Annotated in this window: 12 protein-coding genes and 1 pseudogene; all 13 read left to right on the top strand. The window is 52.7% G+C overall.

All coding sequences use genetic code 11. From position 1 onward, the window contains the following. The first annotated feature begins 161 nt into the window (after positions 1-161). The 13 genes and pseudogenes from JCM12296_RS02510 to JCM12296_RS02445 all read left to right on the top strand — a co-directional run bounded on the left by JCM12296_RS02510 (position 162) and on the right by JCM12296_RS02445 (position 15025). Positions 162-1489 (top strand): annotated as a pseudogene (locus JCM12296_RS02510) (alpha/beta hydrolase fold domain-containing protein). After that, the gene (locus JCM12296_RS02505) at positions 1378-1689 is read left to right on the top strand and encodes a hypothetical protein (RefSeq protein ID WP_157067317.1); all 312 of its coding nucleotides are present in this window, start codon (positions 1378-1380) and stop codon (positions 1687-1689) included. The pseudogene JCM12296_RS02510 and the gene JCM12296_RS02505 overlap by 112 nt, the downstream one beginning before the upstream one ends. A gap of 421 nt (positions 1690-2110) precedes the next feature. Then, complete coding sequence (locus JCM12296_RS02495) at positions 2111-2461, top strand: MarR family winged helix-turn-helix transcriptional regulator (protein WP_218187943.1); 351 nt, start codon at positions 2111-2113, stop codon at positions 2459-2461. 180 nt (positions 2462-2641) lie between these two features. Then, positions 2642-4258, top strand: a complete 1617-nt coding sequence (locus tag JCM12296_RS02490) for an efflux RND transporter permease subunit (RefSeq protein WP_054689414.1) — start codon at positions 2642-2644, stop codon at positions 4256-4258. After that, on the top strand, positions 4255-5325 hold the full coding sequence (locus JCM12296_RS02485; protein ID WP_054689412.1) for an MMPL family transporter: 1071 nt from the start codon (positions 4255-4257) through the stop codon (positions 5323-5325). Before JCM12296_RS02490 ends, JCM12296_RS02485 begins: the two co-directional genes overlap by 4 nt. 80 nt (positions 5326-5405) lie before the next feature. Then, positions 5406-6176 carry an outer membrane lipoprotein-sorting protein gene (locus JCM12296_RS02480; protein WP_054689410.1) on the top strand — a complete coding sequence of 257 codons (771 nt, stop codon included), beginning with the start codon at positions 5406-5408 and terminating at the stop codon, positions 6174-6176. Then, positions 6173-7456: a hypothetical protein gene (locus JCM12296_RS02475; protein ID WP_054689408.1), complete on the top strand. Its 1284-nt coding sequence runs from the start codon at positions 6173-6175 to the stop codon at positions 7454-7456. The genes JCM12296_RS02480 and JCM12296_RS02475 overlap by 4 nt, the downstream gene beginning before the upstream one ends. Before the next feature lie 49 nt (positions 7457-7505). Beyond that, the gene (tsaA, locus tag JCM12296_RS35725) at positions 7506-8810 is read left to right on the top strand and encodes a tRNA (N6-threonylcarbamoyladenosine(37)-N6)-methyltransferase TrmO (protein WP_083455735.1); all 1305 of its coding nucleotides are present in this window, start codon (positions 7506-7508) and stop codon (positions 8808-8810) included. 128 nt (positions 8811-8938) lie between these two features. After that, entirely contained in the window at positions 8939-9331 is a 393-nt protein-coding gene (locus tag JCM12296_RS02460; RefSeq protein WP_054689405.1) for a hypothetical protein, read from the top strand. 198 nt (positions 9332-9529) lie between these two features. Continuing rightward, a complete protein-coding gene (locus JCM12296_RS02455) occupies positions 9530-13330 on the top strand; it encodes an acyl-CoA dehydratase activase (protein WP_157067316.1) in 3801 nt (1266 codons plus the stop codon). 200 nt (positions 13331-13530) lie between these two features. Then, positions 13531-13737, top strand: coding sequence for a DUF4405 domain-containing protein (locus tag JCM12296_RS43265; protein ID WP_306303938.1), 207 nt, complete (start codon positions 13531-13533; stop codon positions 13735-13737). Beyond that, positions 13707-14156, top strand: coding sequence for a hypothetical protein (locus tag JCM12296_RS02450; RefSeq protein WP_246803931.1), 450 nt, complete (start codon positions 13707-13709; stop codon positions 14154-14156). Before JCM12296_RS43265 ends, JCM12296_RS02450 begins: the two co-directional genes overlap by 31 nt. A gap of 35 nt (positions 14157-14191) precedes the next feature. Beyond that, positions 14192-15025 (top strand): class I SAM-dependent methyltransferase, encoded by an 834-nt coding sequence (locus JCM12296_RS02445; RefSeq protein WP_246803925.1) that lies wholly within the window; start codon positions 14192-14194, stop codon positions 15023-15025. Positions 15026-15054: the final 29 nt, after the last annotated feature.

The following is a 15054-nucleotide window of genomic DNA, read 5'->3' as shown; positions in this document are numbered from 1 at the left end:
CCCTGTAAACGCTTACTGATCCAGAAGTTACAAAACATTGGTTATTTCAACCCTGTGAACGTGTACGGCGGCGGGGATGTTAGCGTTCCCTCGGATGTGCGCGATAGGGATGCGGGTTAACCCGCTGTCCATGGCCACCGGCAGCGAACCCACCGAAATGGATGATGGCAATGACTGAAGCATCCAGCGACGCGGTAAGCATTCCGGACAAGTTCTACTTCAAAATTGGCGAAGTGGCCCAGATCGCCGGTGTTCTGCCGTATGTCCTGCGCTTTTGGGAGACGGAATTCCGGCAGATCAGACCCAAACGCACCGAATCCGGTCAGCGGCTCTATCGTCGTCAGGATGTCCTTCTCATTTTGAGAATCAAACACCTCTTGTACGATAAGAAGTTCACCATCCAAGGGGCCCGGCAGGATCTGAGAATGAAATCCGCTGAGCGTCCGGACCCCATGCCGGCGGCTGCCAAGCCGCCGGACCTTGCCGAAATCCATGACGAGTTGGTTCGTATCCGGGAGTTGATCGATGCCCACCGCCTGCGGCCCAGCGAATCCTCGGGCGATGATGGGCATCCGCCCGCAGAAAAAGTGATCGATCATCTGCGGGCCATCTCCGCGCAAGCCTTCAAACTGATTCATGACCTTGATGCCAGGCGCAAGTTGATCGATCGTTATTTTTGTGTGCACCCGTCAACATCGCACGTGCATGGGCAGTGGCATCCGGTGAAAACCGATCATATTCCCATGGAATGGGTGATGGCCAGCGGCGCCGATGCCCATCGGCGGATTCTCTATATTCACGGCGGTTCATGGATCTCGGGATCGCTCGCCGGTTATCGCGCCTTTTTATCCCGCATATCCCAAGCCACCGGGGCCGTGGTCCTTGCCGTGGATTATCGCCTGGCGCCGGAGCACCCCTTTCCAGCCGGTTTGGATGATTGCGTACAGGCCTATCAGTGGATGCGTGAAAACGGGCCGCACAACCCATGGCCGGCGTCAGCCACTTTTTTGATGGGTGACTCCGCCGGCGGCAATCTGGCCTTGGCCAGCCTGCTGAAGATCAACGATGATTCCTTGCCGCTGCCGACGGCCGTTGTGGCCATTTCCCCGGCAACCGATTTTACCGGAAAAAGTCCTTCGCTGGCTAGCCGGGCGTCTGTAGACCCCATCATTCACCCGGACATCCTGCCTGCCCTGATTCCCATCTACCTGGCAGGCAGATTGAACCGACCCATCCGTATGCATCGCCGCTGTTCGGTAATTATACCGGATTGCCGCCGCTCTTGTTGCAGGTCGGGGATTGGGAAGTTTTGTTGGATGATTCAACGCGTCTGGCCGAGCATGCCACCGCGCAGGGGTGCGACGTGACCCTTGACATATGGGAGGGGATGCCGCACGTGTTCCAGGGTTTCGCACCCTTTCTGCCGGAGGCCACGGCGGCGATAGAAAAGATCGGGGCGTTTGTGCGGAAGCACGGATTGCGACCTTGAAAAAGAAAAACGTAGCCGCCGAACTGAGCCATACGCTAACGGATATCAGCGACTATAAAGAGCTGTGGCAAGTCTTCCAGACCACGATCGCAAAACTCTTTCCCATCGACTGGCTGGGGATTTATTCCGCTCCCAGCCAGGGCGAGGCGTTCAACGTTACTTCAAATCCCCACCTGCCGTTCAATTGGGACGAACTTTAACTCAAAAAAGATCTTGGATGACAAGGCCCCCCAAATAGGTCCAGCCGCCACCGAATCCCGCCGTTTTACTTCCGCATCGATATCCACCACGCCCGTTTTTCCGGTCAGCATCGACAATCATGGAGGGGTGATAGAAGACGGTACCCGATGTGAATGTTGCCGAGACAAAGCGATGAGCGAAATGAGGGCGGAGCGGAACGCTCGGAAAACATGCCCAAAAGAGAAATAAATGCAAAACGGCGTGCAAACCGATTCGACCTGGGGTTAATCAAGGCAAGAGCCTTGACCTGCCGCCGCCCTTTGACGGATCTGATTCCGAATTTCCATCGAACTCCCATCGGATTTCCTGCCACATTAGATTTTTCCGAGCCGGCCTTATTTTATGCTTGACTGATTGGTTAAGAAGCTTTACTAAGTTTTCATGGATACCAAAGAAGACTTGATCCGGCACGCCATTTACGGACTCTTGCGGATCGCGCACTTATATGCGCGTATCGAAGCCATGCCGATTCCCGTAAATGATCAAACCTCGGTGTCAACCCGGGAAGCCCATACCCTCCAAGCCATCGGCGAGGAGGTGGGCAATAGCGTCACCCAGGTGGCCCACCATTTCGGCATCACCAAAAGCGCGGCCTCTCAACTGGTTGCAAAGCTTGAAAAAAGGGGTTTTCTGCACAAACGTCCCGCCGCCCACAGCAACAAGGAATTTGAACTTTTTTTTGACCGAACTGGGGTGGTGCGCTTTTCGTGCCCACGAGCATTTCCACGGTAAGGATTTTACCGAATTGGTAAATAGCTTGAGCACATTCCCCATTTCCCAGATCGCGACATTGTCGGTTTTGATGGAAACCCTGGGTGGGGTAATGGAAAAACGTCTTTCCCGGCATTCCAAAAGCTAATTTTTTTTGCCTTATAGTTAAGCTGCTTAACTATAGTGTCGCGAGGAGTGGAGATGAAAACGCTAAAAACCACATTAATTGATTTCTCAATCAATCATTATCGACTGGCAACGCTGATCATGGTTTTGTTTACCGTTTCGATGAGTCTTTTTTTCCCATGGATTCAGGTGGACACGGATCCCGAAAACATGATTCCCAAAAATGATCCGCAGCGTGTTTTTCACAATTTGTCCAAAAAAGAATTTACGCTCAGTGAAACCGTTGTGGTCGGTGTTGTCAACGAGCACGACCCCGACGGAGTTTTCAACCCGGAAACTTTGCGGCATGTCTACGAATTAACCCAATTTGCCAAAACCCTTCGCTGGCCGGATGAAAGCAAGCCCGGCAACGTCTCCGGTGTTATCGAGGTGGATATGGTCGGACCGTCATTGGTTGACCACATGCATCAGGGCGGACCCGGAGAAATCAAGTTCGAATGGCTCATGTCCAGGCCACCGGAAACCAGGGAAGCCGCCCGGGCCATTCGGGACAAGGCCTATTCCAATCCCATGCTTAAAGGGCGGATGTTTTCCGAAGACGGCAAGGTGATCTGTATTTACCTGCCCCTGACCGACAAGCACTTGAGCTACCGCATCAATGAAGAACTGAAGAAGAAGATCGATTCGTTGGGCGGGAAGGAAACCTATCATATCGCCGGGGTGCCGGTGGCGGAAGTCGCCATCGGCGTGGAGATGTTTTCCCAGATGGGCATTGGCACGCCGATGGCCATGGCGGTTATTTTCGCCTTGTTGGTACTGTTTTTCCGGAAATGGCGGTTGGTCATCCTCCCCATGATCATCGCTATGTTTTCGGTCCTGTCCACCATGGGGCTGATGATCGCCCTCGGATTTCAGGTTCACATCTTAAGCTCGATGATTCCGATTTTCTTAATGTGTATCGGCACGGTCAGCGCCATTCATATCCTGTCGGAATTTTTCGATGTCTACACCGATGAAAAGGGGCGTAAAGAGACGATCCGTGCCGTGATGGACGAACTGTACGTCCCGATTCTCTATACCTCGTTGACCACTGCGGCCGGCTTTGCTTCCCTGGTTTTTGCGCCCATTCCACCAGCCCAAATCTTCGGTGCCTTTCTCAGCACCGGGGTTATGATCGCCTGGCTGTATACGGTTATTTTCGTACCGGCCTATATCATGATGATTCCCAAAGACAAATTGATCAATTTCGGTATGTCCGCCATGCAAAAAGAAAAGGAAGGCCTGCTGACCAAAGTACTGCGGGCCACCGGCCGGCTGACGTTTAATCATCCCAAAGGACTGTTGGGTGTGTTTGTCATCCTGCTGGGCGTGGCCATTTGGGGAACCACGCAAATCCATGTCAATGACAACTATGCCAAGCGGTTCGTCGACACCCATCCCATTCGCAAGGCCGATATTGCCCTGAACCGTCATTTGGAAGGCACATATACGGCCTATCTGATATTGCAGGCACCCAAGGCGGACAGTTTTACTCCCGACATGATCGAAAGATTCTCCTCGGGCCTGATGAAATATGCCGAAAGCATTCAAACGGAATTCAACAATGCACCCGCCTTGGCCAGAGGCTCGTTCGGCATGCATCGGAACAGGCCGGTCACATCCAATCCAGAAAGGATTTCCTGGACGCCATGATAAAGGAGGTGGACCGACGCGCTCAAACGGCTTCCGATGAGGATTTTTATGCCTACGACGCGCTTCACACAACCATCGGCGTGGAAAAAGAAAAATTGAAGATCTTCAAGCGTCCGGAGATGCTGGCCTACATGGCCGGACTGCAAAAACATATGGAGGCAACCGGGCTGGTGGGGAAAACTACTTCCGTGGTGGATGTGGTGCGCAAAATCAATCAAGAGATGATTGACGGCAAGACGGAAAACTACCGTATCCCGGATACGCTGCAGGGCATCGCCGAATGTTACTTGCAATTCCAGCAGGGGCATCGGCCTGGTGACCTGTGGCACATGGTTACGCCGGACTTCATGCAGGCCAATCTATGGATGCAATTGAAAAGCGGGGACAGCAGTGCCATGAAATCCGCTGTAGAGGCCGTCGATGCCTATATGAAAGAGAATCCCGCGCCGTTTAGCATAACCCAACGTTGGGCCGGCCTGCATTATATCAACCTGGTGCTGCAGGAAAAGCTGACTCCTGCCATGCTGCGTTCGTTCATCGGAAGTTTTGCCGTGGTTTTCGTCATGATGGCGTTTTTGTTCCGCTCCTTGCGCTGGGGCCTGCTTTGCATGGTGCCGCTGACCATCACGATCTTGACGATTTACGGTATGATCGGCATCTCCGGCAAGGATTACGATTTGCCGGTTGCCGTTTTAGGGGTCCTGGCACTGGGTATGGCGGTGGATTTTGCCATCCATTTCTTGCAGCGTGGGCGCGTTTACTACAACACCACCGGGTCGTGGGAACAAACCAATGGCCACCTGTTCGGCGAACCGGCTCGGGCGATCAGCCGTAACGTGCTGGTCATCGCCATTGGTTTTCTGCCGCTTTTGATCGGGCCGATTGTCCCTTATAAAACCATGGGTATCATGCTGTTCGCCATTATGACCCTTTCCGGGATCGTTACCCTGCTGGTTCTCCCTTCAATGCTGACGGCCTTTGAAGATTGGTTTTTAAAAACCGAAAACGAGAGCAACCACACAGGCATCGGAAACGGCCAGTACTGCCGCTATCAATACTTCTCATAAATAATAGAAAAAGGGAGACCTTTCATGAAACGACGCTTTTTAATTCCACTGGCAGGGCTGTTGTTGCTACCGGTTCGGCCATGGCGCAAACGGCAACGCCGACAGCCGATGAAATCATCCATAAAGCCAACCACATGGCCCTTTACCAGGGTGTGGACACCCAATCGAAGGTGTCTTTGACGATCACGGACAAACAGGGGCGAATGCGCAAAAGAGCATTTAGCAGTCTGCGTAAAAACGATGACAACCTGGATCGGAATCAGAAGTACTACACGTTTTTTCAGGCACCTGCCGACGTACGCAAAATGACGTTCATGGTGCATAAGCATGCCGATCTCGAAGAGGACGACGATCGGTGGCTCTATATGCCGAGCCTGGATCTGGTCAAGCGGATTGCCGCAAGCGATAAACGGACGAGTTTTGTGGGATCGGACTTTCTATATGAGGATATTTCCGGTCGCAGCCCAAAAGACGATTTCCATGAACTGGTAGATACCACCGAGGAATATTATGTGATTAAAAATACGCCGAAAAAACCCGATACTGTGGAGTTTGCCCACTACATCGCCCATATCGACAAAAAGAGTTTTTTGCCGATGAAAATCGAATTCTTTAAGAATGACGGCCGGGCTTACCGGGTGATTGAATCATTGCAGGTGGATGCCATTAAAGCCAAGCAAAACGGCCGGCCGGTCATCTATCCGACGGTCACCGTTTCCATGGCCAAAAACCTGGAAAGTGGCAGTACGACGAAAATGACCGTTTCCGATGTTCGCTACAATGTCGGCATCCGCGACGATATTTTTTCCGAACGTTACCTGAGAAGGCCGCCAAGGGATGTTATGCGATGATACGAATCTTCAAGACAGGCTGTCTGATACTGCTTTTTTCCCTGATGCAGACCGTTGCTCCCACCCATGGGGCCGAGGGGAAGGAGAAGGCCTGGCCGAATTTTCTCGGACCGGTGGACGTGCATGGATTTTTAGAGATGCGCGGCGGAACCCGGACAAGAGACGATCCCGAGGCCAGGGACATTTCGGTGATGGAGGTTAGGCTGCAGGCGGATCTGTTTACTTACACGGATTGGGCGGAGTTCAAATTCAAGGGAGATGTGTGGGCCGACGGCGTTACCGAGAAAGGAGAGGGAGATGTCCGCGAGGCCTGGGTTTTCTCGCGCCCGTCCGGTTTCTTGGATCTCAAGATCGGCCGTCAGGTCCTGACCTGGGGCACGGGGGATCTGGTTTTTCTCAATGACCTCTTTCCCAAGGATTGGCAGTCCTATTTCATCGGGCGAGACAGCGAGTACCTGAAGGCGCCCTCGGATGCCGCGAAGATCAGCCTTTTCACAGAGCTGGCCAACCTCGACCTGGTGTACACCCCGCGGTTCGATCCCGACCGCTATATCACCGGTGAGTATATCTCCTATTGGGATGTAGCCGCGGCCGGCCATGCCGGGCGGAACGACATCATCCATGCCGACCGGCCCGATCGCTGGTTCGAGGATGACGAACTGGCCGTGCGTCTCTACCGCAATATCAGCAATTACGAACTGGCGGTATATGGGTATTGGGGCTTCTGGAAACGACCCGGAGGCCAAACCGTATCCGGAACAGCCATCTTCCCCGAACTGAATGTTTATGGTGCCAGTATCCGGGGACAGGTGGCCGGAGGGATCGGCAACCTGGAACTGGCCTATTACGATTCGGCCGAGGATTCCGGCGGGGGTGATCCGCTGATCGATAACTCGGAAATTCGCTATGTGGTGGGCTATACGCGTGACCTGGCGATGGATCTGAACGCCAGCCTTCAATATTACGTGGAACAACTGCTGGATTACGGAGCCTATGAGGAGAGCCTGTCCGGTATCCCGGCCCGGGACGCGTTCAGGCATGTCATTACTCTGCAAATCACTCAATTGCTGATGAACCAGACCCTTGCGCTGTCGCTGTCCGGCTACTACTCCCCCAGTGATAAAGACACTTATCTGCGTCCCAAAATCAGCTACGATTTCACCGACAGTATTATTCTGGAAACCGGCGCCAACATTTTCATGGGAGAAGTGGACCATACCTTTTTTGGCCAGTTCGAAAACAACACGAATGTCTATGCGGCCGTTCGCTATAGTTTGTAAGAGCCTGTTTGAAAAGCCCGCCTAAGGAATGGCGGAGAGGAATTGTAAAATGGAAAAAAATAAAGAAACCGCTGGTAAAAACATCGGCTCCCGGGACGAAACTATTTTTTCTCCGAGGATTCGCCCCATAGGAGTCATCAAAAACGAAATCGAAGAGCCGTTTCTGGTCGCCGGTAACGAAGGCCTCGACATGCAGAAAAGTATGGAGAAGGTACGCGAAGAAGTACGCGAATTGGACCAACGTATTTCAACCATTATTGTCGATGCAGACTGGGGCGATGCACTCAAGGGCATCGAAGCGTACTCCCATCTTCTCGTCTTGTACTGGGCGCATAAAGTGAACGAGCAAGGACGCGCCCTGAAACGGGTGCACCCCATGGGCAGAAAAGAAATCCCCGAGGTCGGTCTTTTTTGCACTTGCAGCCCGGCCCGGCCCAATCCGGTGCTTGCCTGCGTCGTTCGGCTGCATGAAAGAAAGGGCAATATCCTCAAGGTTTCCGGTCTCGACGCAATCGACGGAAGCCCGGTGGTCGATATCAAGCCCTATGTAAACAGTTGGTATCCCCGGGAAGCGGTGTCGATGCCCGAATGGATGCGGCGACTCATGGAAGAAGTCGACCAGTATGACCGTCTGAAACAAAATCCCAGGGCGGATTTCATCGAAGCCATCGAGAGGCGCGATTTGGCACGCTGCCTAATAAAAACGGCGGAGATCCACGGTCATTATTGCCCGGGCAGTGCGCTTGGCGTCATGGCGTCCATGCACGGGCTCAGTCTGCTATATGGGCTCAACCGATTCGACGCTGCCGTGACAAGTTCCGATGGTCTGGAAAACCTCATGGCCATCGTTGAAATAAATGCCTGTTTTGCCGATGGTGTGCAGGCGGTATCGGGGTGCACCCTGGGCAACAATGCATTGATCTATCGCGACCTGGGAAAGCATGCCGTGACATTGGCTATCAGAGGAAACGATATGGGCGTGCGTGTTTGTGCCCGCCCCGATTTTCGTGAAACCATCGGGCGCCTGGTCCCGGCGTTCTATCCGCTCATGGAGAAGGTGATCAAGAATAGGGTTCATACCAAAGAAGATGAAAAGCGATTCAAGGATACCGCCCGGGAAGCCGCCTTTGCCCTCATCAAACAGGATTTCGAGAATGTTTTTTCAGCCGAGCGGGTTCGCGTTGATTTGCCCGGATACGCGCCGATTGTTGACAGCATTATCTGTCAAAACTGCGGCGAACAGCTCATGGCGACAAAAGCCGCACTGAACGGGATCTGTCTGACCTGCGCGGAAAAGCCATACTTTCAGGTCGAAGGCAGGGGGATTGTTTCCAATACAAGACGGCAGGCATGATTGGAGCAATGGATGCCTGGCCGTACTGAACACAACCCGTAAGAAATCATATCGAATCTCATTAATGTATTGGAAAGAGGGTTTTAAAGGCAACGTTGAAACCTTAAGTCGAAAAAGGAGGGGGAAAAATGAGAAAAACGATTACATTGATGGTAACCGCGACAATCATACTGGCTGCGGCGACTGCTTTGGCAGAAAATGTAATAACCGTTAATGGAACTTTCAAAGGGGCTCTATACTCCTACCTTGGAAAGAAGCATCCGGCCATGCTGACCAAGGCACAGATCGCCCTCGAACCTGATTTTGTGCTTTGCGATGAGAGCGGCAAAGATTATTTTGTCGCCAACCTGCCACGTTTGAAAAAAGTCAGTTGCGTCAACGAGCTGGTGCGCGTTTCAGGCAAGCTGGATGAAGACGGAACGCTTTGCGCCGAATGTTTGGAGGTCTATCGCAATGACAAGTATGTCAAGGTTTGGGATCTCGACCAGGAGATAGCGGAAAGAAAAGCGCTGCTTAGATAGTGCCAAACACGTATGGGTTGAAGGGTCTACAATGCCTATATCGATGTTTACTAAAATTATACTGCCGTAAAAATAAAAACCCTCTTTTCCATAACCGTCACACATTATCGATGCCATTCAAACCAAATCGATTTGAAGAAAAGCAAGGATACCGAATGCAGGGGCCACGGGGTACAAACACATAAGGAGGTAGTGTGGATGGAAGCGAAGATAGCCGCATATTGTCTGGGACTCGACATCGGCTACGCAGCGGTGAAAGCTGCCGTAATCGATAGGCATGGCGCGGTGATGCATCATGCCTATCGCCTGCATAAAGGCAATGTTGCCATGGTTTTAAGAAAAATCATGGCGGATATCCTGACCATACTCGGCCCGGAAGAACTCATATTTGGCGCGGTGACAGGCAGCGGTAGCAAACGTTTTTCCCGTGGCGGCGGCATCGATTGCGTCAATGAAGTTGCCGCCATCGTTCAGGGCGGTCTGTCCATTGACGCGGATGTGGCCTCGATTATCGAGATCGGCGGGCAAAGCGCGAAATACATCACCGATTCCAGCAGGCAGGCCCCATCCGGCACACAAATTTCCATGAACAGCAGTTGTGCCGCCGGAACCGGTGCTTTTTTGGAAGAACAAGCGTCCCGGCTGGACCTTGCGTTGGACGAGTTCGGCCTTTATGCGGCCCAAGGCAATTCCATCCCGCGCATCGCCGGCCGGTGCAGCGTGTTTGCCAAAACCGATGTCACCCATCACCTGCAGGAAGGGGTTCCGCTGGCCGATATCGTACTGGGGCTTGCCCATGCCATGGTGAGAAATTATCGCGCCGCGGTCATGGGCAGCCTGCCCCGGCGCAAACCAATTTTGTTTGCGGGCGGTGTGGCCAAAAATCCGGCCATTGTTCGGGCCCTTGAAAAGGAGCTGAAACTTGACGCAGGCACCTTGATTGTTTCAGAACTTTCTCCGGTTGCGGGCGCTCTGGGCGCGGCGATCATGGCAAGCCGGCAAAAATCCGCACTTGATTTGAAACGGCTGCTTAATGAACTGGATAAGACCACGCTTTCATTTTCCGACGAAAACGTCCGGCATGACCTTCCACCCCTGGCCACATTCGGTTCCCATGATGGGGAAAACAAACACAATTGTGTATCCATTCCCTTAGAAAGCACGGCAGGACGTTTAAAATGCTGGCTCGGCATTGATGTGGGATCGACGAGCACCAACCTGGTCCTGTCGGATGCCGATGGCTGTCTGATCGCCTTGAAATACCTGAGAACTGCCGGCAAGCCCATCGAGAGTGTCTGTAGGGGGCTTGGCGAACTGAAGTTCGGATTCGGGGAGACAATCGCGGTCCAGGGCGTCGGTGTCACCGGTTCTGGCCGGCATCTGATCGGCCGGTTGGTGGGTGCCGACGTGGTCAAGGACGAAATCACCAGCCAGGCTAGAGCTGCCGCCGCCCTGGATGCGGATGTGGATACGATTTTCGAAATCGGCGGGCAGGATTCAAAGTATATTCGTTTGCAAAACGGCAAGGTGACGGATTTTCAGATGAACAAGATCTGTGCTGCGGGAACCGGTTCGTTCCTTGATGAGCAGACCAATAAATTTGATATTCCCATCGAGGATTTCGGCGATATGGCCCTCGCCGGCGAAGCGCCCACCCACCTGGGAGAACGCTGCACGGTGTTCATGGAGAGCAGCGTTGCCGCGAATCTATCCGGGGGAGCAAAACGCGAGGATATTGCCGCCGGGCTGTGCTACGCCATCACGAAAAATTATCTTAACCGGGTCGTGGGACACAAACCCATTGGGGATACAATCTTTTTCCAGGGCGCCGTGGCCTATAATCAAGGGGTCGTCAATGCCTTCAGGGCACTGACCGGCAGGGAAATCCATGTGCCGCCGTTCTTCAGTGTCACCGGTGCATATGGCGTGTCTATCCTGGCGCGGGAGGGAAACGAAAGCGGAAAAACAGTATTCAGGGGATTCGATATCGATCCCGTGGCACCGACCGAAATCCGGAAGCCGTCTGAAAGCGTGACGGGAAAAAAGGCCCAACGCTTCGACGTTCAAATGGCAAATATCTTTTTCCAAGGGTATAACGAGGCCCTTGAAGAGAACAAAAAGACTGTCGGCATCCCCCGGGCACTCTTTACTTACGGCATGTTCCCCATGTTCCATGCATTTTTCAAGGCATTGGGCTTCAATGTACTGCTTTCGGATACCACCAGTGACGAAACCGTCCGGCTGGGGCAGGAATATTCCCTGGACGAGGCCTGCTACCCGGTCAAACTGATCAACGGTCACATGGCGGAGTTGGTTCGAAAGAAAGTGGACTACATTTTCTTCCCGGACCTTTACACCGTGGACCATCCCGGGTCCCATACGCGGCAAAATTATGGATGCGCCTTCATGCAGTTGGCATTCAAGGTGATCCGCCGGGCCATGGACCTGGATGCCAAGGGGATCGAACTTCTCTCGCCGACCATCGCCTTCAACCAGGGCCGGGCGTTCATGATGAAGCAGTTCTCTGACCTGGGCCGGCAGCTTCATCGTAGCGATGCTGAAATCCACCCCGCCCTTCAACAGGCTATGGCGGCATTTCACGCATTTGAAGCGCGGATCGAGGAAAACGGTAAAGCGGTTTTAAGTCGGATGGATCCCTCGAAAAAGACGTTTGTTCTGATTTCGAAAATTTACGGGATCGCCGACCCGGTCCTTAACATGGGCATTCCCGAAAGGCTGACGGCCATGGGCTATCCGGTCCTGGGGTTTCATCACTTGCCCCCGGGAGACATCTCAAAGGAGCATCCGAACATGTTCTGGCCTTTTGGCCAGCATATTTTGGAGCCGGCGCATTTCATCAAGGCCCATCCCAACTTGTACCCCATTCTCCTGACCCATCACGGCTGCGGGCCGGATTCGGTCCTGACCCACTATTTCGCGGAATTGATGGAAGGCAAACCCTACCTGAATATCGAGGTGGACGAGCATGCCTCGGACGTGGGCGTCATCACCCGGCTCGAAGCCTTCGTGAACAGCCTGGATCCGCAAACTTATTCAAAAGGTATTGTCCGCCACCCGGTGAACATCAAGACGGATATGACCGAGATTGATCCGGCATCCACACTCTACCTGACGAACCTGTATCCGTACTCTGAAATTTTCGCGAGAATTATCATTTCCAGAGGAATCCACGCCGTCGTCCTTCCAGAAACCGATGCGACGTCCATCGACCTAGGCCGGCGTCACACGGTGACCAATGAATACTACTCCCTGACAGCCCTTTTGGGTGATGTGCTCCGTGCGGTCGAAGACGGAAAAATGTGCGACAACAAGGCAGTTTTTGTGATTCCGCAAAATGAGGGGGCGGAAATCGACGGTCAGGCCAATCGCTTCATTCGTGCCAAGCTGGATGGGGAGGGATACAACCATGTCGGCATCTTAGCCCCGTATATGGAGGATGTTCCAAGCCGCGGTTTCGAAGTGGCCTGGCCGGTTTTTCTGGGGCTGCTTGCCGGCGATCTCATCCGGTTTGCCTCCATTAAACAACGGGGTGCGCTTATGAACACCATTATCGCCACAATCGATAAGGGGCGCTTTGACATAGAGGAACTCATGACGGTTGCCGGCACGATTGCCCCAAAAACCGGATTCGGCCGGAACGGCAAAAGGATCCTGGTCGTCGGAGAGCCCTTGATTGTGTTCAATGATTTCTTGAATGATTACGCATTGCGTAACCTGGAAAAGCAGAGCCATCGTGTCATCTATGCGCCACTTGCCGAGTATATGTGGATGCTGTGGCGGGATTTTATCGGCCGGAACGGTAAAACACCGTTTCTTGAAGGACGAATCGGCGAAATGCGAAATGCCATGATCCGCTTGTCAGAATGCATTTCCGGGGAAGGTCCTTTCGAGCCCGATCCAGAAGCCTCATTGAACGGGCGGACAGGACCATCGGCTATTATGCCGGCAATTTTGGAAGGTATCGGCAGGCGAAAATAACCGGCGACCTGCGGCGCATTGATGGAATCGTTACCCTCTCATCCGCCTATGAGAATACGGGAATATCGCTGAATATCGTGAGAAAAGAATTTGAAACCGCCGGTTCCAAGCCTGTCCTCAATCTGACGTTTGATGGCAACCAAAATGAGAATGACCGCACAAAGATCGATTCGTTTCTCTATTATCTTTGAGGGGATACCATGCTTAAAAAATGTACGTCTCTAACCCTGGCTTTTTCCGGATTGGTCATGCTTGTCACCAGTACCGTGCTTTATCTGGGACCCGCCGGCCATGTCAGTCATTTTTGTCCATGGACATTCCTGGGGCTTTCCCGTCATCACTGGGGAGTCCTTCATTTGAACTCCGGCATGCTCTTTTGTCTTGCTATGGTGGTGCATGCTACCTGAACTGGCCCCTATTGCTGGCCTACGTCAAGAAAAAAAAGTCCGGATATGAAAGCCTTCCCCTGGCCGTATCGCTTATCCTGACCCTTTATGTCTGTGTGGGGGGGTATTATGAGATTCCACCCATGGGCCAGCTAATCGGTATCGCAAGGGCTTGTCGCATGTCGTCCATTGAAGAATACGGTTCCCCGCCCTATGGGGCCGCCGCTGAGTATCCCGTGTCGCAAATCGCTCGGTACATGGGATGGGATCCGGAGAAATCGATTGCCAAGCTTACCCTGAACCACATTGTTGTTAAATCCCCGAACCAACCCCTGACCGACCTGGCACGGACCAACCGAACAACGATAGGCCGACTCATGGATATCATGTGCAAGGATTTAACGGGAGGCGCCAATGAAGGAAAACTGACATCCCCTTGATGTTTTTACGGAATAGAACCGGAAAAGAGAAGACAATGAATTCTAAACATGGAAACGATTGCCATCATAAGTATAACGGTGGAAAAGAGCACGATGGGCGCGGTCCCAGTAGCGCATGGTTGCACGAGCCCAAAATGGTATTGGGGCACTTGCCGCTAAAAGCTGGACATGTTTTCGTCGATTTGGGCTGTGGTGCCGGCGATTACACCGTCGAGGCGGCGAAAATTGTCGGTCACGGCGGTAAAGTGTATGCCTTCGACAAATGGCAACATCTGATCGACAGCCTGGCAAAAATCGCAAAATCCCTGGAGCTGAGCAATATTGTGGCTCTAAAAGCTGATATTTGCGCCCCATTGCCGATTCGGGACAGCAGTGTGGATGCCGTATTTATCGCCACGGTGCTTCATATTTTCAATTTAAGAAAAACGGGGCCATCTATTTTTTCCGAAGTTTTCAGAATGCTCAAACCCGAAGGTTGTCTGGCTATTGTCGAGTGCAAAAAAGAGGAGCAGTCCTTCGGCCCGCCCAAGCACATGAGAAATGCTCCCGATGAGGTTGAGGCGGTAGTGATCTCTTGTGGCTTCAAAAAAATCGGCTACATTGATTTGGGCTACAATTACATGATCCAGTTTGCTTCTACTAATAAAAGGAGAAAGGAGAAAGACATGACGACACCACAACATTGCCCCGGCTTTGAACAGTTCAGGGAGTTGGACTCGTTTATCTGCCAGTGCCCGAATTGCGGCAAAGAAATAGAAATTTTCTCGGACGAATTCAACAAAGAACATCGTTGTCCCGGATGCGGTGAAAAGGTGAATTTCACCCAATGCGAGTTGAGTGGAAGAGGCCGGAAAGGAACGAAACGGTAAAAATGCAATCTGTTATGGCCCGGCAATTG

Origin of the sequence: Desulfosarcina cetonica JCM 12296 (genome assembly GCF_001311845.1) — a bacterium.
In the GTDB taxonomy this organism is placed as follows: Bacteria; Desulfobacterota; Desulfobacteria; order Desulfobacterales; family Desulfosarcinaceae; genus Desulfosarcina; species Desulfosarcina cetonica.
The sequence above is the reverse complement of the archived record's forward strand: the minus strand, read 5'-3'. Positions and strand labels throughout refer to the sequence as shown.

What these genes read in the sequence shown, in the direction of transcription:
- JCM12296_RS43265 (WP_306303938.1), top strand. Translation starts at nt 13,531, where the DNA reads ATGCTTAAAAAATGTACGTCTCTAACCCTGGCTTTTTCCGGATTGGTC.
- JCM12296_RS02495 (WP_218187943.1), top strand. Translation starts at nt 2,111, where the DNA reads ATGGATACCAAAGAAGACTTGATCCGGCACGCCATTTACGGACTCTTG.
- JCM12296_RS02490 (WP_054689414.1), top strand. Translation starts at nt 2,642, where the DNA reads ATGAAAACGCTAAAAACCACATTAATTGATTTCTCAATCAATCATTAT.
- JCM12296_RS02455 (WP_157067316.1), top strand. Translation starts at nt 9,530, where the DNA reads ATGGAAGCGAAGATAGCCGCATATTGTCTGGGACTCGACATCGGCTAC.
- JCM12296_RS02505 (WP_157067317.1), top strand. Translation starts at nt 1,378, where the DNA reads ATGGGAGGGGATGCCGCACGTGTTCCAGGGTTTCGCACCCTTTCTGCC.
- JCM12296_RS02485 (WP_054689412.1), top strand. Translation starts at nt 4,255, where the DNA reads ATGATAAAGGAGGTGGACCGACGCGCTCAAACGGCTTCCGATGAGGAT.
- JCM12296_RS02460 (WP_054689405.1), top strand. Translation starts at nt 8,939, where the DNA reads ATGAGAAAAACGATTACATTGATGGTAACCGCGACAATCATACTGGCT.
- JCM12296_RS02475 (WP_054689408.1), top strand. Translation starts at nt 6,173, where the DNA reads ATGATACGAATCTTCAAGACAGGCTGTCTGATACTGCTTTTTTCCCTG.
- tsaA (WP_083455735.1), top strand. Translation starts at nt 7,506, where the DNA reads ATGGAAAAAAATAAAGAAACCGCTGGTAAAAACATCGGCTCCCGGGAC.
- JCM12296_RS02480 (WP_054689410.1), top strand. Translation starts at nt 5,406, where the DNA reads ATGGCGCAAACGGCAACGCCGACAGCCGATGAAATCATCCATAAAGCC.
- JCM12296_RS02445 (WP_246803925.1), top strand. Translation starts at nt 14,192, where the DNA reads ATGAATTCTAAACATGGAAACGATTGCCATCATAAGTATAACGGTGGA.